At 45.8% G+C, this 18,992-nt stretch carries 18 protein-coding genes, 2 pseudogenes, 1 riboswitch and 1 other annotated feature; of the genes and pseudogenes, 5 read left to right on the top strand and 15 right to left on the bottom strand.

Annotated elements, in window-relative coordinates:
• Nucleotides 1-14: 14 nt before the first annotated feature.
• Nucleotides 15-389 carry a sigma-w pathway protein ysdB gene (locus AF333_RS05225; RefSeq protein WP_235356551.1) on the top strand — a complete coding sequence of 125 codons (375 nt, stop codon included), beginning with the start codon at nt 15-17 and terminating at the stop codon, nt 387-389.
• 169 nt (nt 390-558) lie between these two features.
• Here the strand turns inward: AF333_RS05225 and leuB are convergent, their stop codons facing one another.
• From leuB to AF333_RS05185, 8 genes are all read right to left on the bottom strand, one after another.
• Nucleotides 559-1,653 carry a 3-isopropylmalate dehydrogenase gene (gene leuB / locus AF333_RS05220; protein WP_043063193.1) on the bottom strand — a complete coding sequence of 365 codons (1,095 nt, stop codon included), beginning with the start codon at nt 1,651-1,653 and terminating at the stop codon, nt 559-561.
• An 18-nt stretch (nt 1,654-1,671) separates the two neighbouring features.
• Nucleotides 1,672-3,231: a 2-isopropylmalate synthase gene (locus AF333_RS05215; RefSeq protein WP_255322281.1), complete on the bottom strand. Its 1,560-nt coding sequence runs from the start codon at nt 3,229-3,231 to the stop codon at nt 1,672-1,674.
• Nucleotides 3,232-3,247: 16 nt separating this feature from the next.
• On the bottom strand, nt 3,248-4,237 hold the full coding sequence (gene ilvC / locus AF333_RS05210; protein WP_043063195.1) for a ketol-acid reductoisomerase: 990 nt from the start codon (nt 4,235-4,237) through the stop codon (nt 3,248-3,250).
• A 65-nt stretch (nt 4,238-4,302) separates the two neighbouring features.
• A complete protein-coding gene (gene ilvN / locus AF333_RS05205) occupies nt 4,303-4,803 on the bottom strand; it encodes an acetolactate synthase small subunit (RefSeq protein WP_043063196.1) in 501 nt (166 codons plus the stop codon).
• 1 nt (nt 4,804) lies between these two features.
• Entirely contained in the window at nt 4,805-6,550 is a 1,746-nt protein-coding gene (gene ilvB / locus AF333_RS05200) for a biosynthetic-type acetolactate synthase large subunit (protein ID WP_043063197.1), read from the bottom strand.
• 154 nt (nt 6,551-6,704) lie between these two features.
• Nucleotides 6,705-6,959, bottom strand: a binding site (T-box leader).
• Nucleotides 6,960-7,109: 150 nt separating this feature from the next.
• Nucleotides 7,110-8,441, bottom strand: a complete 1,332-nt coding sequence (locus AF333_RS05195; RefSeq protein WP_074715459.1) for a nucleobase:cation symporter-2 family protein — start codon at nt 8,439-8,441, stop codon at nt 7,110-7,112.
• Nucleotides 8,442-8,478: 37 nt separating this feature from the next.
• Nucleotides 8,479-9,066 (bottom strand): xanthine phosphoribosyltransferase, encoded by a 588-nt coding sequence (locus tag AF333_RS05190; protein WP_043063198.1) that lies wholly within the window; start codon nt 9,064-9,066, stop codon nt 8,479-8,481.
• A gap of 123 nt (nt 9,067-9,189) precedes the next feature.
• Nucleotides 9,190-9,291, bottom strand: a riboswitch (purine riboswitch).
• A 126-nt stretch (nt 9,292-9,417) separates the two neighbouring features.
• Nucleotides 9,418-10,926: a leucyl aminopeptidase gene (locus AF333_RS05185; protein WP_043063202.1), complete on the bottom strand. Its 1,509-nt coding sequence runs from the start codon at nt 10,924-10,926 to the stop codon at nt 9,418-9,420.
• Between the two features lie 155 nt (nt 10,927-11,081).
• Here AF333_RS05185 and AF333_RS05180 point away from each other — a divergent pair, with 155 nt between their 5' ends.
• Nucleotides 11,082-11,564 carry a divergent PAP2 family protein gene (locus tag AF333_RS05180; protein WP_043063199.1) on the top strand — a complete coding sequence of 161 codons (483 nt, stop codon included), beginning with the start codon at nt 11,082-11,084 and terminating at the stop codon, nt 11,562-11,564.
• A gap of 95 nt (nt 11,565-11,659) precedes the next feature.
• Here AF333_RS05180 and AF333_RS05175 read toward each other — a convergent pair whose 3' ends face one another.
• The 6 genes and pseudogenes from AF333_RS05175 to AF333_RS05155 all read right to left on the bottom strand — a co-directional run bounded on the left by AF333_RS05175 (nt 11,660) and on the right by AF333_RS05155 (nt 16,316).
• Complete coding sequence (locus AF333_RS05175; RefSeq protein WP_407638669.1) at nt 11,660-12,187, bottom strand: 3D domain-containing protein; 528 nt, start codon at nt 12,185-12,187, stop codon at nt 11,660-11,662.
• A 297-nt stretch (nt 12,188-12,484) separates the two neighbouring features.
• Nucleotides 12,485-12,754, bottom strand: coding sequence for a YuiB family protein (locus AF333_RS05170; protein ID WP_043063200.1), 270 nt, complete (start codon nt 12,752-12,754; stop codon nt 12,485-12,487).
• Between the two features lie 90 nt (nt 12,755-12,844).
• A complete protein-coding gene (locus AF333_RS33465; RefSeq protein WP_158502238.1) occupies nt 12,845-12,997 on the bottom strand; it encodes a YuiA family protein in 153 nt (50 codons plus the stop codon).
• 194 nt (nt 12,998-13,191) lie between these two features.
• Nucleotides 13,192-14,731 (bottom strand): annotated as a pseudogene (locus AF333_RS05165) (IS1182 family transposase).
• Between the two features lie 127 nt (nt 14,732-14,858).
• Complete coding sequence (locus tag AF333_RS05160) at nt 14,859-15,113, bottom strand: hypothetical protein (protein WP_043064962.1); 255 nt, start codon at nt 15,111-15,113, stop codon at nt 14,859-14,861.
• A 12-nt stretch (nt 15,114-15,125) separates the two neighbouring features.
• Nucleotides 15,126-16,316, bottom strand: coding sequence for an NAD(P)/FAD-dependent oxidoreductase (locus tag AF333_RS05155; protein ID WP_043064963.1), 1,191 nt, complete (start codon nt 16,314-16,316; stop codon nt 15,126-15,128).
• Between the two features lie 348 nt (nt 16,317-16,664).
• Between AF333_RS05155 and AF333_RS05150 the strand changes: the two genes are divergently transcribed.
• From AF333_RS05150 to AF333_RS05140, 3 genes are all read left to right on the top strand, one after another.
• On the top strand, nt 16,665-17,660 hold the full coding sequence (locus tag AF333_RS05150) for an NAD(P)/FAD-dependent oxidoreductase (RefSeq protein WP_043064964.1): 996 nt from the start codon (nt 16,665-16,667) through the stop codon (nt 17,658-17,660).
• Nucleotides 17,661-17,761: 101 nt separating this feature from the next.
• On the top strand, nt 17,762-17,944 hold the full coding sequence (locus tag AF333_RS05145) for a hypothetical protein (RefSeq protein WP_043064965.1): 183 nt from the start codon (nt 17,762-17,764) through the stop codon (nt 17,942-17,944).
• An 18-nt stretch (nt 17,945-17,962) separates the two neighbouring features.
• Nucleotides 17,963-18,214, top strand: a complete 252-nt coding sequence (locus AF333_RS05140) for a hypothetical protein (protein WP_043064966.1) — start codon at nt 17,963-17,965, stop codon at nt 18,212-18,214.
• A gap of 108 nt (nt 18,215-18,322) precedes the next feature.
• On the opposite strand, the pseudogene AF333_RS05135 reads toward AF333_RS05140, so the two are convergent.
• A pseudogene (locus tag AF333_RS05135) lies at nt 18,323-18,934 on the bottom strand (superoxide dismutase); the annotation flags it as partial.
• Nucleotides 18,935-18,992 lie beyond the last annotated feature (58 nt).

Raw genomic sequence — 18,992 nt, 5'->3', positions numbered from 1 at the left:
AAAGAGGGAACATTATGCTGCGTTTTCTGATGCTCTTAATCATTATCGCCTTCATTGTATGGTGGTTTCAATATATCTTCAATCCGAAACGAAAGCTTCTGACAGCGCATGAGAAGAAGCAGACATTTTTTCTCGATGACAGCGACAATGTACGCCGTAATCTTCTGCTTACATACAAAGGGGTCTTGTTCGAAGGCGAGAAATATCTAGGAAATACAGAGGATCGATTTACTGTAACCAAGATTTCGATTTGGCCACGTCAACCGAATCGACTAAAAGGCCTTACCCGTGACGATTTCTTCGAAATAACAGAAATTATTCAGGCAAGCTATCCCGATGCAGAAATTGAATGGGGAACGCCAGTAAGGGAATTTTTGCAACATGAATGAGAAAAACTTGCGGGTGCTTTCGCTCGTCCTTTTTCCGCAAAGAAACATAGGGCCGCTTTCTCAATTTACAGTGCCATCTACTTTCCTGTTCACTAAAAATACCCGCCAGAGCTTCCAATTCATTCGGAAACTCGGCGGGTATTTTTAATGGCTAGCCATCACAATTACATTACGCCTGTACGTAAGCTTCACGCATAGCAGCAATGATTTTATCTGCCATTTCTTTTGTTCCAACTGCCTCCTCTTTATTGGAGGCGATATCTCCGGTACGTACACCGGAATTTAGCACATTATGCACCGCTTGCTCAATCGCATTCGCTGCTTTTTCGAGTCCAAATGAGTATCTGAGCATCATAGCAGCCGATAAGATGGTCGCAGTCGGATTGGCAATGCCTTTACCTGCGATATCTGGTGCCGAGCCATGCACAGGCTCATATAAACCAAAATTGCCGTCCGCTAGCGATGCAGATGGAAGCATACCGATCGAGCCTGTCAGCATAGATGCCTCATCACTCAAAATATCCCCGAACATATTCTCCGTTACAACGGTGTCGAACTGCTTCGGCCAACGGATAAGCTCCATTGCGCAAGAGTCGACTAACTGGTGACGCAATTCTACATCCGGATATTCAGGAGCAATCCGATCGACCACTTTACGCCACAAGCGTGACGATTCCAATACATTCGCTTTATCTACCGAGGTCAGCTTCTTGCTGCGCAAACGCGCTACTTCGAACGCACGGCGCACAATCCGCTCAATCTCGTATTCATGATAAATTAATTCGTCGGAAGCGACTTCTCCATTCTCGGTCTCATAACGTCTCTTCTCACCGAAATACAGACCACCCGTCAGCTCGCGGATAACCATAAGATCGACGCCCTGTACAACTTCTTCTCTTAATGCCGACACACCGACCATGCAATCCAACATGAACGCCGGACGAAGATTGGCATATAGGCCAAGCTCCTTGCGGATGCCAAGCAGTCCTGTTTCCGGACGAAGGTGAGCCGGATTATTATCCCACTTCGGTCCTCCAACAGCACCCAGCAGCACAGCATCAGAGCGCCGTGCTTTCTCTAGAGTATCCTGCGGTAGCGGTGTGCCATCTTCATCGATGGCACATCCGCCCAGACGCGCATATTCAAACGAAAAACTAACCCCTTCAAGTTCTTCGACCACTTTCATTACATTGACCGCCTGCTCGATAACCTCCGGCCCGATGCCGTCTCCTGGCAGAACGGTGATAGTAAAGCTTTGACTCATGCTACGTTTCCTTCCTCTCTACATCACGACTTCTTCTACGGCATCGCTCCGGCGCGCGATGAGCTTATTAAGTGCGCGCAGATAAGCTTTGGCGCTTGCTTCTAGTATATCCGTACTAACTCCGCGGCCTTGAACTGTACGCTTCCCGTCTTCTTGTGAGAGACGTACATATACTTCACCAAGCGCATCTTTGCCGTGAGTGATGGATACAATCTTATAGTCTTCCAGCACAACCTCTTCGTTCGTTACCCGATCGATTGCTTTATAAATAGAATCGACAGAGCCGTTTCCGCATGCTGCTTCTTCAAGAATCTCGCCTCCCGCGGTACGTACACGCACGCTTGCGGTCGGCACAGAATTATTGCCGTATGATAACTGGATATTTTCCAAAATATACGCTTCAGGAACGTCAACCAGCTTAGAATCAATAAGCGCAACAATGTCCTCGTCGCTGACATCTTTCTTGCGGTCACACAAATCCTTGAAGCGGGCAAATGCCTCATTCAGCTCTTCCTGGCCTAACTGATAGCCCAGTTCCACTAACTTATCTTTAAAGGCGGCACGGCCGGAAAGCTTGCCAAGTACGAGACGTGTCGCTTTGACGCCTACACGTTCTGGACGAATAATCTCATACGTACTCGACTCTTTCAACATACCATCTTGATGGATACCAGATTGATGTGCAAATGCGTTGGCCCCTACAACCGCTTTATTGCCTGGTACAAACATGCCTGTTAAGCGACTAACAAGCTTGCTCGTACGTGCAATTTCTTCCAGCTTCAAATCAGTCGTCGCCTGGTAGAAATCTTTGCGTGTATCGAGAGCAAGTGCTACTTCTTCCAGTGCAGCATTACCGGCACGTTCACCGATACCGTTAATTGTTCCCTCTACTTGGGTTGCACCTGCTTCGATGGCAGCCAACGTATTGGCAACCGCCATGCCCAGGTCATCATGACAGTGGCAGCTCAGTTTCACATTCTCAATGCCCCGAACATGATTCCGCAGCTGGGTAAAAATATTGCCGTACTCCGCTGGTGTAGTGTATCCTACCGTATCTGGAATATTGACGATACGAGCACCTGCATCTACAACCGCCTGCACTACTTCGATTAAGTATGGTAGCTCGGTGCGTGAGCCATCCTCGCAGGAGAACTCCACCAAATCAAAGTATTTTTTCGCATGCTTTACCGCAGCCACTGCATTTTCAATGACCTGCTCCTTTGTCATGTTCAACTTGTACTTCCGATGAATAGGCGAAGTCGCAAGAAACGTATGCAGGCAAGCAGACTCAGCATCCCGCAAAGCTTCCCATGCTTTATCGATATCCTGCAGACGTGCGCGAGATAAGCTTACGATAGTCGAATTTTTTACCCGCTTCGCAATATTGCAGATGGACTGTAAATCTCCAGGGGAGGCGGCGGCAAAGCCCGCTTCAATCCGGTTCACTCCCAGGCGCTCTAGTTGCAGAGCAATTTCCATTTTCTCATTTGTGCTTAAGTTGACACCTGGAGACTGTTCACCGTCCCGCAGGGTGGTATCAAAAATCTCGATCGTACGCATTCCCTGGCACCTCCACAGTTTTTGTTTCTTTTCCTTATTTCTTAATCCAAGCCATCATTTCACGCAGTTGTTTACCAACTTGCTCGATTTGATGCTCTTTCTCTAAACGGCGGCGAGCTCCGAATGCCGCACGGCCGGATTGATTCTCAATAATCCAGTTCTTCGCAAATTGACCAGTCTGGATTTCTTTCAATACTTTCTTCATTTCTTGCTTTGTTTCTTCCGTCACGATACGCTGTCCAATGCTGTAATCGCCAAATTCAGCTGTGTCGCTGATAGAATAACGCATGTACTCCAGGCCACCCTCATACATCAGGTCAACGATTAGTTTCAATTCATGTAGACACTCAAAGTATGCGATTTCTGGTGCATATCCGGCTTCTACCAGCGTTTCGAACCCTGCTTTTACCAGCTCGGATGTACCGCCACACAGTACCGCTTGCTCACCAAATAGATCTGTTTCTGTTTCTTCACGGAACGTTGTTTCGATGACGCCTGCACGTGTGCAGCCAATACCGCTAGCGTATGCAAGGCCGATTTCCTTCGCTTTACCAGTTCCGTCTTGATATACGGCCAGTAATCCCGGTACGCCAAAGCCTTCTGTATACACACGACGAACCATATGACCCGGGCTTTTCGGCGCTACCATTACTACGTCCACACCTGCCGGAGCTACGATTTGTTCAAAGTGAATGTTAAAGCCATGTGAGAAGAACAATGCCGCGCCATCTTTCAAGTTCGGCTCGATTTGTTCTTTGTACACTTTTGCCTGCATCTCATCCGGGAGCAGAATCATGATGATGTCAGCGCGTGCAGACGCCTCATCTACGGTAAGTACTTCGAAACCGTCATTTTCTGCTTGCTCCCAAGAACGTCCTTTACGCAGACCGATTACGACTTTTACCCCGCTATCGCGCAAGTTTTGCGCCTGTGCGTGTCCCTGGCTACCATATCCGATAATGGCAACAGTCTTGCCTTGCAATAGCTCTTGGTTTGCGTCTTTTTCGTAGTACATTGTAATCATGGAATGTTCCTCCCCTATTGTGTGTGCAATTTATATTTAATGAATTGAAAACATAATAATGAAAACTAAACTTTGGCAAGCGTTGCGACGCCACGGCTAATGGCGGTTACGCCTGTACGCGAAAGTTCCTTAATACCATATGGCATCAACAGTTCGATTAATGCGTCGATTTTATGAGAATCACCGGTAACCTGAATAACCAGAGAAGCCGGGCCTACATCGACGACACTTGCGCGGAATGGCTCGATAACGCCGTTGATTTCAGCGCGTGTCGCAGGTGTCGCTTCTACTTTAATGAGCGCCAGTTCCCGTGATACCATCGGGCCACTGCTTAAGTGTTGTACCTTAAGCACATCGATTAATTTATGAAATTGCTTCATAATTTGCTCAACCGTTCTGTCGTCCCCACTCGTCACAATAATCATTCTTGACAATCCTGGCTCCTCCGACTGACCGACTGTAATGCTATCAATATTGAAACCCCGTTGACCCATCAGGCTCGCAACCCGAGTCAAAACACCCGGCTGGTCGTTAACCAGAATCGAAATGGTGTGTTTTTGTTCCATGTTACTCCTCATCTCCCAAAACCATTTGGTCAAGTGTGTTACCGGCCGCTACCATCGGATAAACATTTTCTTCCGGTTCTACCACGAATTCAACAAATACCGGTCCATTCGTATTCATTGCTTCCTGCCATACGCGCTCTGCATCTTCTTCTGTCGAAGCGCGCAGCCCCTTGATGCCATAAGCTTCGACAAGCTTGACAAAATCGACGCTTACACTCAAGTCAACCTGGCTGTAACGATGATCATAGAACAATTCCTGCCATTGGCGTACCATGCCGAGACAATTATTGTTGATAACGACAATCTTAATCGGCAGGTTATGGTTGGCAACAACCGCCAGCTCTTGCAGATTCATCTGGAATCCGCCGTCGCCGCTTACCGAGATAACCGTCTGGTTCGGATGAGCCATCTGCGCACCGATCGCTGCGGGGAATCCAAAGCCCATCGTGCCAAGTCCCCCGGAAGAAATGAACGAGCGCTGGTTGCTGAATTTGAAGTATTGAGCCACCCACATTTGATGCTGACCAACGTCGGTAGTAACAATTGCATCTCCGCCGGTTGATTCATACATAATCTCAATCGCGCGTTGCGGCTTCAGCCGACCTTCCGGACTCGGCTTATAGCTGTATGGATGCTGTGTGCCCCACGCTTGAACTTGCTCTACCCAGGCATCAGAGTCAGCTCGTTCTGCCTTAGCCAATGCAGCAAGTAGCACATTCTTCACATCACCAACAATCGGAATGTATGCATCGATGTTTTTACCGATTTCCGCCGGGTCAATATCGATGTGGACAATTTTCGCATTCGGTGCGAATTCTTTTGTCCGCCCCATTGTAATACGGTCATCAAAGCGCGCTCCCATGTTAATCAGCAGGTCCGTATTTAACAGTGCCTGATTAGAAGCATACGAGCCATGCATACCTGGCATACCCGGACAGAGCGGATGCGTTCCCGGGAAGCCTGCCAGCCCCATGAACGTCGGAATAACCGGAATGTTTGTTCTTTCCGCGAATTCTAACAATTCTTTTTCTGCGCCAGCTGCGACAATCCCGCCACCAGCGAGGATAACAGGTTTTTTCGCTTCTTTAATTGCCCTGGCCAATCTTTCGATTTGAAGATTGTTCGGCTTAACATTCGGATTATAACTGCGAAGCTTCACCGTTTCTGGATAATAGAACGGTGCTTTCGCGTTATTGACGTCTTTCGGAATATCGATGAGAACAGGACCCGGCCGTCCGGTGGTCGCGATATGGAACGCTTCCTTAACGATGCGTGGCAAATCCTCGACATCGCGAACGAAATAGTTGTGTTTCGTAATCGGGAGTGTAATCCCTGTAATATTCGCTTCCTGGAAAGCGTCGGTACCGATTAGGCTCTGCGCCACGTTCCCTGTAATGCAGATAAGTGGTACGGAATCCATATGCGCTGTCGCGATGCCTGTCACAAGATTGGTCGCTCCCGGACCAGAAGTGGCAATGACGACACCCGGCTTACCCGTTGCACGCGCATAACCATCAGCTGCGTGAATCGCTCCCTGCTCGTGACGTGTCAGGATGTGCTTAAGGCGACTGGAATAAAGCGAGTCGTAAATCGGCAGTACCGCTCCTCCCGGATACCCGAAAACGTACTCGACGCCTTCCAGCAGCAGACAACGCAGCAGCATATCCGAACCCGACATTTCTTCTCCCATTTCGATAGGCGGTAGAGAAGCTTCTCGATTATCAACCATCGCCGTATCTGTACTCATGATACTTCCTCCTTCTTAGAAAATCTCCCCATTGTTAAAATAGTCTAAAAATTTATACTGAACAGAACAAGGGTATATGACTGTTCTGTTCGGAAATCAGAAAAACGGGTGAAAATAAAGAAAACCCTTTCATCCCCTGACTTCCATCGTGTCAGTCTGGGGCGAAAGAGTTTCGCGGTACCACCCAAATTCGTTGCTGCCTCACGGTCAGCAACCTCAACGAGTTAGCCTCTCCTATGCTAACCCTGGCACATAACGCGTGCTTCACGGCTTATTCCTACTAAAATCTCTTCTTTCGGAACAGCAACTCTGGGGTGAGATATATACAGCATTCTTATCCGGCTTCCACCTTTCCCGGACTCTCTGGTTAAAGAAGAGGCCATATACGTATCCCCGTCGACGTTATTACTTATTTATTCTATCAATTTTCAATTCATAAAACTGCGTAAATCGTTTGTGATATTACATGCAATTATAGACATGGATAAAACAAGTGTCAAGCGGAAAAACGAATAAAATTTTCAAAATAATAATTTCTATCTGTCTAATCCTATAAAAATTACATAACAGATTCTGCCGAATGCTCGGATTTAAGCGCTGCAATCGTATCTTCTACGCTCTGGCTTCGAATGCCATTCAAAATCATATTCAGGAAAATAGCCGCAAAGCTTCCGGTAACAATTCCGCTCTCCATGATGAGGCGCAAGCCATTAGGAAGCTGTGAGAATACTTCTGGAGCAATGGACACACCAAGCCCTAAGCCTACGGAAACAGCCACAATAAGCATATTCTCCATTCGACGGAAATCTACTGTTACTAGCTGGCGCACTCCGGAAGAAATGACCATGCCGAACAGCGGAATCATCGCACCGCCAAGTACAGGGTTCGGAATCACCGTCGTAAGCGCTGCAACCTTCGGAAGAAGTCCGAGCGTCATAATAATAACACAGGCGGCAACAACAACGTTTCTCGTTTTCACGCCCGTAAGAGCTACCAAGCCTACGTTTTGCGAATACGTAGTATAAGGGAATGCCTGGAATACCCCGCCAATGACCTGCGCCATTCCTTCTGCACGCAGACCTCGTTTAATGTCTTCCCCATTAATTTTCTTATCACATACGTCTGCCAGGGCGAAGAACACACCGGTTGATTCAACCATGCTTACAATCCCAACAAGAACCATGGCAATAATGGCTGACAAATGAAAAGTAGGCATCCCAAAACGGAATGGCTCTACCATATGAAACCAGCTAGCTTTGCTTACAGTTGAAAAATCAACAAGTCCCATAAAGTAGGCAACCGCCGTACCGATGACAAGTGAAAGAAGCACTGAAATTGACTTCATGAATCCGTTGAAAAAACGATTCATTAACACGATAGACAGCAGTGTAACCGCGGCTAAAAACAGGCTTGTAGCACTTCCGTATCCCGGCGAATCCGGTTGCCCTACAATATTACCCATCGCTGCACCGATAAGCGATGTACCGATAATTACAACCACCGATCCTGTTACAACAGGTGGAAAAAATCGTAAAATTTTATTCATAAATTGCGACATAATCATTATGATGATACCTGCGGCAATAATGGCTCCATATATGGCTGTAATTCCTTCAACTTTACCGATAGCAATCATCGGCCCTACCGCCTGAAATGCACAGCCCATCAAAATCGGCAATTTTACGCCGAAATACTTACCGCCTATAACCTGCAGCAAAGAGGCAATCCCACAGGTAAACAAATCGATAGAAATCAAATATGCGACTTGTTCCGGCGTCATTCCGATGGACGGACCGACAATTAAAGGAACGACGACGGCACCCGCATACATGGCAAGTACATGCTGCATGCCTAGCGTTCCTGTTTTCCATAAACTTACTCTTTTTTGCACCGGAATTTCCTCCTAATAATGTTTCCGATTTTATTTACTATGCTTGTACGCATTCTTCAACAAACTGCACCTGACCGTCCGTAAATGCTGCGATGCGTGCTAGAGACTCCACTTTGAATCCATGCTGACGCAAGCGTTTGCCGCCATCCTGGAACGCTTTCTCGATAACGATGCCAATACCCACGACTTCGCTTCCAGCCTGTTCAACCAGATGGGCCAGTCCCATAGCCGCCTCCCCGTTTGCAAGGAAGTCATCAATAATCAACACCTTCTCATTTGCTCCGAGAAATTTCTTCAGTACAGTGACCTCGTTTGTTTCATTTTTTGTAAATGAATGAACTTTTGTCATATATACTTCTTCATTCATTAATGCCGATTTTTTTTTGCGCGCGAACACAACTTTAACGTCCATCTTTAATGCTGCGGTCATCGCAGCAGCAATTCCTGAAGACTCAATCGTAAGGATTTTTGTCACACCTGCATCTGCAAAACGACGTGCGAACTCTTCACCGACTTCCATCATAAGAACAGGATCGATTTGATGGTTTAAAAATGAGTCCACCTTTAACACTTTGTCACCTAGTACATGTCCCTCTTCACGAATTCTTTGTTTTAACAGTTCCATCTGTATCCTCCTTACTTAATAAGTAAAAAAATCCGGAAGCCGTTCGCTCTTGTGAGCGAAAACGGACTTCCGGATCATCAAACCGGCCTGATCACCTGATCAAGACACAGGTACGTTTTCCGAGAAATTCTCATTTTCACCCGTAGTCAGATTGTTTACGGCAATCTGGTAGAAACTTGCAGGCCCTATCCCTGCTATTATACGAGTTTTTGCTTTCATTTTTACTGATGGAGTCATTATACCGAATCCATCATAAAAAATAAAGTCCGGACCCACAAAAAATCCGAACTTTATTCCAGAAATTTATTCTATTATTCGTTTTTAGTGCTGATTTGTCACAAAAATCCGAACTTAATCTCTTTCACCTTGCTCTGTGCGTCGCAATGCTAGTGTGGCTAACGTACGCACCATGGCACCCGTACCTCCTGCCGGAGACAAATCGTCTGCCTTATCAGCCCATGCCGTACCTGCGATATCCAAGTGCACCCATGGCGTTCCTTCTGCGAATTCCCCGACGAACAGACCTGCTGTAATAGCACCCGCATTGCGTCCACCTGTGTTTTTAAGATCGGCGATTTGACTTTTAATCTGATTCATATAAGGCTTGTATCCCGGCAATCGCCACAAAAGCTCGCCTGCCTCGCCAGCCGCTTCCATTACTTCTTCCATCAACGCTTCATCATTTGTCAGCGCTGCTGTCGTGCATGTGCCAAGTGCAACAATTGCGGCGCCTGTAAGCGTCGCCAGATCAATCAGATAACTGGCTCCGATTTTACGCGCATAGCTCATGCCGTCAGCAAGAATGAGCCGACCCTCGGCATCTGTATTAAGAATCTCAACTGTTTTCCCGCTCATTGTCGTAATAACATCGCCCGGCTTCAATGCAGAGCCGCTCGGCATATTCTCAGTAGTCGGAATGACTGCCGCAATATTAATCGCCGGCTTTAACGTGCCGATAGCTTCCAATGCACCCAGCACTGCCGCAGCTCCGCCCATATCACCTTTCATCTCATCCATGCCGGCACCCGGCTTAAGAGAAATTCCGCCCGAATCGAATGTGATACCCTTACCGACAAATCCGACAACGTTTTCCCATTTGTCGGTTCCTTGATACTTGATAGCGATAAGCTTAGGCGGCTCAATCGACCCTTGACTTACACCAAGTAAACCACCCATACCGTATACTTCCAGGTCGGCCTTATCAAGAATTTCTACTTTCATATTGTAGCGCTCGGCGATTTCTTTCGCCTTTTCCGAAAGAACGGTCGGTGTTAAGTAATTGCCCGGCATATTAACTAGATCACGCGCCAAGTTCGTGCCACGTGCTAGTGCTTCCGCTACACGCACACCTTCCGTCACTTCGCTCGCTGTCTCCTCCGCACACAATACCGTTAGCTCTTCAAGCTCAGGCTTCTCTTCTGTTTCCTTATGGTATCCAGGAAAACGATAGTTAGCAAGCAATGCTCCTTCCACAAAAGCATGCGCTGCATCAGATGCTCCGAGTACATCCACTTCTTTATTCGACACAAACGCGATTTGCGTTATTTTTGCCCGTAATGCCTCTTTGACAGCACGTGCGCTGATTTCTCGCATATCTTCGAAAGACAGTTCTTCTTGTTTGCCAAGACCAATCATCATAATGCGTCGTACTGCCGTTTTGCCGAATGTATGTATGAACTGAGTGCTTTTCTTCTTGCCGCTGATTTCTCCATCCGCAAACAATCCAGTCAGCACCCCGTCCATCTTCTCATCCACTTCTTTCAACGATGTAGGCAGAGCCTGTTCGTCTTCAAAGACTCCGACAACTACACATTGTGCTGTGCAATCCTGCAGTTTTTCACTTTTTACTTCAATTTTCATCGCATCTGCACCTCCAATAAAAATTCTATCAGCAAACCAGGGAAAAGAAAATGTACCTAATATGCTGGATAAAGTTTTTTCCTGCAATAAAATGATTTCTTGGCGCATTCGTTATACAATATAAAGTAGAGACCCTTCAAGAAAGGAAGAAGTCGATGTCCGATTTGTTGTCCAACTTTCCGCTCTGGTCCGCGCTGCTCGCGATTGGCATTGCCCAGGGAATCAAAGTTCCTATTACTTTTTTTGCGCTCCGCAAATGGGATTGGAAGCTGATGTTCAGCACAGGAGGTATGCCAAGTTCCCATTCAGCAGCTGTTACTGCGCTTACTACCGCTGTAGGGTTTGTCGAAGGATTCGGTTCTACGTATTTTGCGATATGCGTTATTTTCTCCATCATTATCATGTTCGACGCAGCCGGCGTCCGCCGCCACGCAGGTACACATGCAGCCGTTCTGAATATTCTGTTGGAAGATTTCAATCAGCTCATTGACGAACTGAAATCTATGCGCGTAAAACCGCGCCGTGAACGTGCAGAGAAGCTAAAGGAGTTACTGGGCCACCAACCGAGTGAAGTGCTTGTAGGCGGTTGGCTTGGTATTATCCAATCCACTGTGTTGTATTATTTGCTCGAGCTGTAACCTTCGTATACGAAGCAAGAGGACAGGCACTTAACCTGTCCTCTTTTATTCCGCCTTAACGGGCAGTAATCTCCCTACTGAAGTGAAGTTTCACTTTATTGTTTTTTAGTTTCCGTTTCGATTGCAGTAGTTAACTGATTAAATACTTCTTCATCCATTTTGCCGTTTCCTCGTTCAATTACATATACGTCAAGCTGCTTTTTACCCCATTGTTCGTATACGTCCTCTTTTCTGTCAAAATACAAATCAATTTTATTCCCTTTAATGGCAGAACCGATATCCGCCACCACTCCATAGCCGTAACCTGGGATGTAAAGAATGGTACCGAGCGGAAACGTATTCAAATCAGCAGCAATTGTAGAAAATGACTGGGGAGCACGCTTCACTTTCACACCGGAATATGTAATCCCGTATGCCGGATGCCCGACATCTTTTCCTGTTGATTCAGGGCCGGGTGAATAACCGGTCGCCACAACGTTTACTTTCGGATATTGCGCCAGCGTGGCCAGCGTCTCTACTGATTCCCCCCGTGTTGCAAGCGGGAACCGCTCCTTACTCTGCTCTTTCTTAGTATGCGTAACCGGAGATGCATCCGCTTTGTCTGAAGCTTTCGGTGCTTGCATTTCAGCCTGCTTCATATCCGGCGCGCTTGCTGTCGGCTGCTGTGGCTTCTCTAGCAACATATAGACGCCAAGCGCCGTGCAGACAACTGCGATGAGCAGATAGGCAAGAGAGCTTTTCACGTTTTTCACAATAATGTCCATGTAATTACTAGCCTCCTCTTCTACTCATCATCTCCCGTCTATCTCAGGCTTATACATTTCAGCCTGGGGCAAAATGAGAGAAGCAAGTAAAAGAGGTACTTTCTTATCCATAAAAAAAACCCCTTTGCAAGGGGCTTACAGGTGGACTTCCGCCAATTAAAACATACGATAGCCTTTCGTGCGCAACATTTTGATAGTCCAGCCGCTGGCAACGGCGCCTAACAGACCGGAAATCAGCATCACATAGTCAACCATATGTGGGGTGCGATGATTCATCACTAAATATATTAATACGCCTGCCACGATACTTACATATAAAACTGTTGGCATCCACGTCGTTTTTACAAGCATATTCAAAATAAATCCAATTCCAAAAAGGAGGACGATAAAAAGCGGGATTCCAATAATAAATTGCGCGATATTCAATCATATCACCCCCATCCATATTTCTACAATTCAGTGTAATGGATTCAGACAAGGGGGTCAATCGTCCGGCTTATTTCGTCATTTTTTCTTCTATTTTATCCCTATGGTTTCTTCGGATTTCAGGTTAGATACAATTCCGTCACCACCACATGCCGGACATGTGGTCGACCCTCCCGTAATAACTTGGAAGTAACCATTCCCCTCGCAATACGTACACGTCTCCCGGACTACTCTTTCATTCATGCTAATCCCTCCTTAAAGTTATCCCTGTAAAATATCTATATTTTCAAAATATTATAAACGAACAAACCTTATATTGTAAAGAAAAAAAGAGGCTGTCTCAAAAGGTCGTTGAAAAACGATTTTTTCGAGCCAGCCCTTCTTTTTTTACCTGAATATGGATTTTAGAGGTTGCTTATCCTCGATTTTCTTTCTATTTATCTCCGTATTTGTGGTTCTTTTGATCGTTGATTTAATTTTAGGGTCCACTTTATGAGGTTATGGGCAGCACAAATAAGACCCCATTCCACCGTATTTTTGGATAGGCCTCTTAATGAAAATCGATGGAACTGGCGATTATGTTTGATTTGACCAAACACAGGTTCCACATCGATTTTTCGTTGGCTGTATTTTCGTTTGTACGTCTTTGCGCTGTTTTTGATTTTCCATCGAAACAGTGATCCTTTTGGTTTCTTTTCCTTTTGCGCAAGACGCTTGAAATGGACAGCCATGACAGTCCGCACAAAGGTACACTCGCTTGATCGATTCATATCCATTGTCCGACTTCTGTTTCTTTTCATAACGAAAGGTCAGTCGTTTATTGTTCGCACACATCCACTTATCCTGTTCTTCGTCGTACGTCATGTTCTCCAGACGACCCACTTGATTCTTCCATGTTTTCGTTTGTTCCTTATCGAAGGTACTGTATTTGACGTACGCCTCGATTTCTTTCTTTTCGCAATAGACGTAATTCTCCTCGCTCCCATATCCGGAATCGCCAATCAACGCCTTTGGTTTAGGGCGATTGTATTGCTCAAGAACTTCAAAATGAGGAATCAGGCAGCCAGGATCTCCCGCCCGTTGGTGAAGACTGAATCCGGTGATAAATTGACCTTCTGTTCCCATTTGTACATTGTAACCAGGTTTCAACTGGCCGTTTTTCATAGGATCATCTTTCATCCGCATAAACGTCGCATCAGGATCCGTCTTCGAAAAGCTGTTGCGTTCCCCGAAGGTGGCCTTTTGTTCTTCGTACTTTTGTTTCCGGGGTAGAAGATCTTTTTCCAGTTGACGCTTTGCTTTCTTTAGGGTTCGATTTTTCGGATGCTGTTCGAGTCGTTTTTCTACCTTTTTTATCGTTTCCTCGATTTTCTCGGATGTAATCGGTGTTTCTTCCCACTTTCCCTGAAAATCTGTTTCCTTTTCTGCCTGTTCATCTTCCCGTGTCACTTCTTCAATGGATGTAACAATCTGCTGGAATTTCTCGTCCAGCTTTTGATCATATTTTTCAGTGGACTTCCGCCAAACAAACGTATATTTGTTGGCATTGGCTTCGATTTTTGTCCCGTCCAAAAAGTAATCTTCCAGCTTCACCAGCCCTTCCTGACGAAGCAGATCGACGAGGGAGAAGAATGTTTCATAAATCACATCCTTCATGCGTTCGGAACGGAAACGGTTGATGGTACGAAAATCCGGTTTTTGATTTTCGGAAAGCCACATGAAGTAAATATTTTCACCCAGCTGTTTGGCGATCTGCCGAGAGGAATATATGCGATTGGTATACGCATACAGAATAATTTTTAGCATCATTTTTGGAGGATAAGGAGGACGCCCTCCGCCTGGGTGGAGAGGAATAAACAAGCGAGGGTCTATTTTTTCAACCGTTGCATCCACAATTCGGCACAGGTGATGATCGGGGATTAGGATCTCAATATCCATTGGAAGAACTAACTGGCGAGTGGTATAATGAGTGTACATAAGAAAATCGTTCCTTTCTGATATTTTGTTTGTTGTGGTGACTTCATTATATCAAAAAGAGCGATTTTCTTCTTTTTTACGTGAAAAAGGGTGCCCCAAAGTTACTTTTGGGACACCCTCCTGATATTTATATTTGTTCTTCATTATTTTTAGCGCGCGTGACAATCGGATCGAGATAGTCGCGGTTACCCCGCTGACGTCCCTTCTCCTGTAGTCGCTCAATCGCAGGCTCAATCAGGAATTCAAGTTCACGTTGAATAGTATATGCCAAATCACGGCGTTCCTGAGATTCCAGATATTTGCCGACCTCAAACAACTTTTCGTAACGTGCACGCTCCTCTTCTGTTAATAGGGCGCGCACCTGAACACTGGCATGTCTCACAATTCTATGCCCCTACAGTTTTACTTTTTTCAGGACAAGCGACAGCCCACCCAGCATATACAGAGAACGGTTGTCGATAACTTTCTTCATTAATGCAGCTGTGCTGCCGAAGATTTTCTTGTCGCCAACAAGTCCGATCGCTTCACCTTTACCCAAGGAAGCTACCGTACCTTTAAGAGCAGGAACAAACGCCTTCAACTCACCACCACGAATCAGGGCAGTCAAGTTTTGTGCTAGGTTTTCTCCTTGTTGAATGGCAATCTGTGCAGTCGGCGGATACGGACGATCCGTTTCTTCGTTAATGATTAATGCGCCATCACCAACGATGAACACATCCTCGTGTCCTGGTGCACGGAGATACGGATCTACTTTTACGCGACCGCGCATCGTCTCGAAGCCGGCATTCTCGATAATGGCATTTCCACGTACACCACCTGTCCATACAACTGTAGTGGACTTAATTTCTTCGCCGTCAGCAAGTACCACACCTTCCGGAGTACACTCTTTAATCGGTGTGCTGATTTTGAACGTAACGCCTTTACGAGACAAAACTTCCATAGCGTAATTGACCAATTCAGGATCAAAGCCAGGCAATACTGTCGGAGCAGCTTCAATATTGTAGATTTTCACTACGGACGGATCTACGTCGAACTCTTTGCAAAGCTCAGGTACACGATCGGACAATTCGCCTACGAACTCGATGCCTGTAAAGCCTGCGCCACCAACGATGAATGTCAGCAGTTCTGGACGTTTTTCCATTTTGTATTTTGCGAAGCAATATTCAATATGCTCGCGGATTTCGCGTACGCTGTTAATGCTACGGATGCTGAATGCATGCTCTTTCAGCCCTTGGATGCCGAATGTTTCTGGCTCGCTGCCAAGACCGATAACGAGATAATCGTAAGAGAGGCTCTCGCCAGATTGAAGCAGTACGTTCTTTTCTTCGCGTTTGATTTCCGTTACAGTTCCTTTTACGAACTTCACTTTGCTTGTGTCCAGCAAATCCACGATTTCTACACGGCATTGATCCGGATCTTTTGTGCCAGCTGCTGGCTCATGCAGCCAAGTCGTGAAATAATGATAATCATGCTTATTCACGAGCGTAATTTCTGCCTCATTGTAGTTCAATTGTTTTTGCAGGCGAACAGCTGTCATCAAACCACCGTATCCGGCGCCCAAAATTAAAATTTTCGGTGTACTCATTTTTTTCACTTCCATTTTCCTTTGATTTATCATTCACAACGCATTGTACTTTTTTTCACTATGTTATCCTCTAAAAAGTGATCCATGCGTTTTTTCGTCACTAACTATTACAAATTTGTTCACACTTTTATCATAAAGCGGTTTTTACCTTTTTTCAAGTGAAAATATGCACAATATGTACTAACTTACGTGTTTGATTGTAAAACGAATATTTACGTTTCGTCAACTACAAAATATTCGCATTTTTTAAGTTTTCCCTCTATTATTTTTCTTCCCAATATTTTTGCCCCCCGTTATAATTAGGTAAAGAAATCATTGTGTTACCTATATTTCCGGAGGTGTAGAAAAATGAGCCTGACAAGGGATGAGAAGGTGTATGAAATTACGGTCATTGGCGGAGGTCCAGCCGGCCTATTCACTGCATTTTACGCGGGGATGCGGCAATCGAGCTGCAAAATAATTGAAAGTATGCCACAACTCGGCGGACAGCTTTCCGCGCTATATCCGGAGAAGTTCATTTATGATGTAGCAGGCTTCCCGAAAATCCGTGCACAGGAATTAATCGATCGCCTCAAAGAGCAAGTAGCTCATTTCGAGACAGAAATCTGCCTTGAAGAAAAAGTAATGAATGTAGTAAAGAAAGAAGACATCTTCGAGATTACGACAGACAAAGGGGTTCACTACTCCCGCACTGCCATCATCACCGCTGGTGTAGGCGCTTTTGAACCCCGCAGACTGGAGCTTGCAGACGCGGAGAAATATGAAAAAGCAAACCTTCATTACTTTGTCGATGATTTAAATAAATTTGCAGGTCAAAAGGTAGTCGTATTCGGCGGTGGTGATTCCGCAGTTGACTGGGCACTCATGCTCGAGCCAATTGCCGAAAAAGTCACGATTGTTCATCGCCGTGATAAGTTTCGTGCACATGAACACAGTGTAGAGAATTTGATGAAATCAAAAGTTAATGTACTGACGCCGTTCGAGCCTCATGCGCTTGAAGGGGAAGATACGATCGAAAAAGTAGTCCTCCGCAACAGCAAAACGGAAGAACTCGTTACAGAAGAAGTCGATGCTGTTATCGTAAATTTTGGTTTCGTATCTTCTCTTGGCCCAATCAAAGATTGGGGATTGGAATTCGAAAAAGGCTCCATTGTGGTAAATTCCAAAATGGAGACAAATATTCCAGGAATTTATGCTGCAGGTGATGTAACAACCTATCCAGGTAAAATTAAACTTATTGCTGTCGGTTTCGGGGAAGCGCCAACTGCCGTCAACAATGCCAAATCTTACATGGATCCGGGTGCAAGAGTCCAACCGACACACAGCTCTAGTATGAAAATGTAATCTATTCCTCAAAAAGCCCGCACCTGCGGGTTTTTTTCTTGTGTTTCCATGTATACTGCCCGTCAGCAGTGTGGACCCTAAGCAAAAGGGGTGTGATATTTATGGCGCGAAGCACGATTTATACGTTGTATATGCTTGTAGTCATCGGTCTAACTATCGGCGTTCCACTTACGCTGTACTATGGAAGCAATGATCGGACAGCCGGTTTTCTGGGTGCCATCCTCTCCTTTGGTGTTCTGGCCAGCTATGCCTTCTACACCAATCTGCTAAACCGGAGAAATTAGCCAAAGGGAGGATTAGCGATGTCCATCTGTCCAATTTGTAATGGGCTGGAGCATATGCATTACGCCTGTCCTTCCTGCCAACATCAAATGGAAGATGCGGGCAAATTAGAGACATTTTACGGTCCATACAGTCCTTATGAAGAATGGGGAGATACGGAAATGACGAACGGTTATATGGATCAGGCTGCTGGGGAATGCATGCATATTTTTAGCTGTCCGCATTGCGGCCTTCAGACGACACAAGGTGTAGAAGAAGTGGCCTCACCCTAATTTGTTTATCCTGGTCCAACGGGCAATAAGCGCCCCCACTGATGGAGGTTTTACTTTATATAAACAAAAGCACCCGAACAATTTTGCTCGGGTGCTACTTTTCCTCTTTTATTTTTTAGCCTCTGCATACCGTTTATTAACATCATCCCAATTTACGACGTTCCACCAGGCCTTTATGTACTCCCCACGCTTGTTGTTATATTTCAAATAATAAGCATGCTCCCATACATCCAATACAAGCAGAGGAATTACACCCTGCTGCGTTAGATTCTGATGTTTCTCCGCCTGTAGAATCTCCAAATGTCCTGCCTGTGGACTCCATACAAGCATAGCCCATCCAGAGCCTTCTACCTTTTCGGCTGCCGCGGAAAAATGCGCCTTGAATGCATCAAAGCTACCAAATGATTTGGCAATCTCTTCTGCAATAGCGCCTGTCGCCTGGCCACCTCCTTGGGGCTTCATATTATTCCAGAAAATCGTATGCAGATAATCGCCAGAACCGTTAAAAGCAGCTTCTCTTTCCCAATGCTTGATAAGCTCATAATTGCCCGTTTGGCGTGCTTTCTGCATTTCCTTCTCCGCCTTATTCAGCCCGTCTACGTATGCCTTATAGTGAATATCATGGTGCAAACGCATCGTCTTCTCATCAATGTACGGCTCCAGCGCATTATATGCGTATGGAAGTGGAGGCAACACATGCTCACCAATCGGCACTGGCTTGGTTTTTGTTTGTTCCTGCATTTGTATGGATTCGGAAACAGGAGAAGCGGTAGCGGGT

It is taken from the genome of Aneurinibacillus migulanus, from assembly GCF_001274715.1.
In the GTDB taxonomy this organism is placed as follows: Bacteria; Bacillota; Bacilli; order Aneurinibacillales; family Aneurinibacillaceae; genus Aneurinibacillus; species Aneurinibacillus migulanus.
Note: the sequence above shows the minus strand (reverse complement) of the source record. Positions and strands in the feature narration are given on the sequence as shown.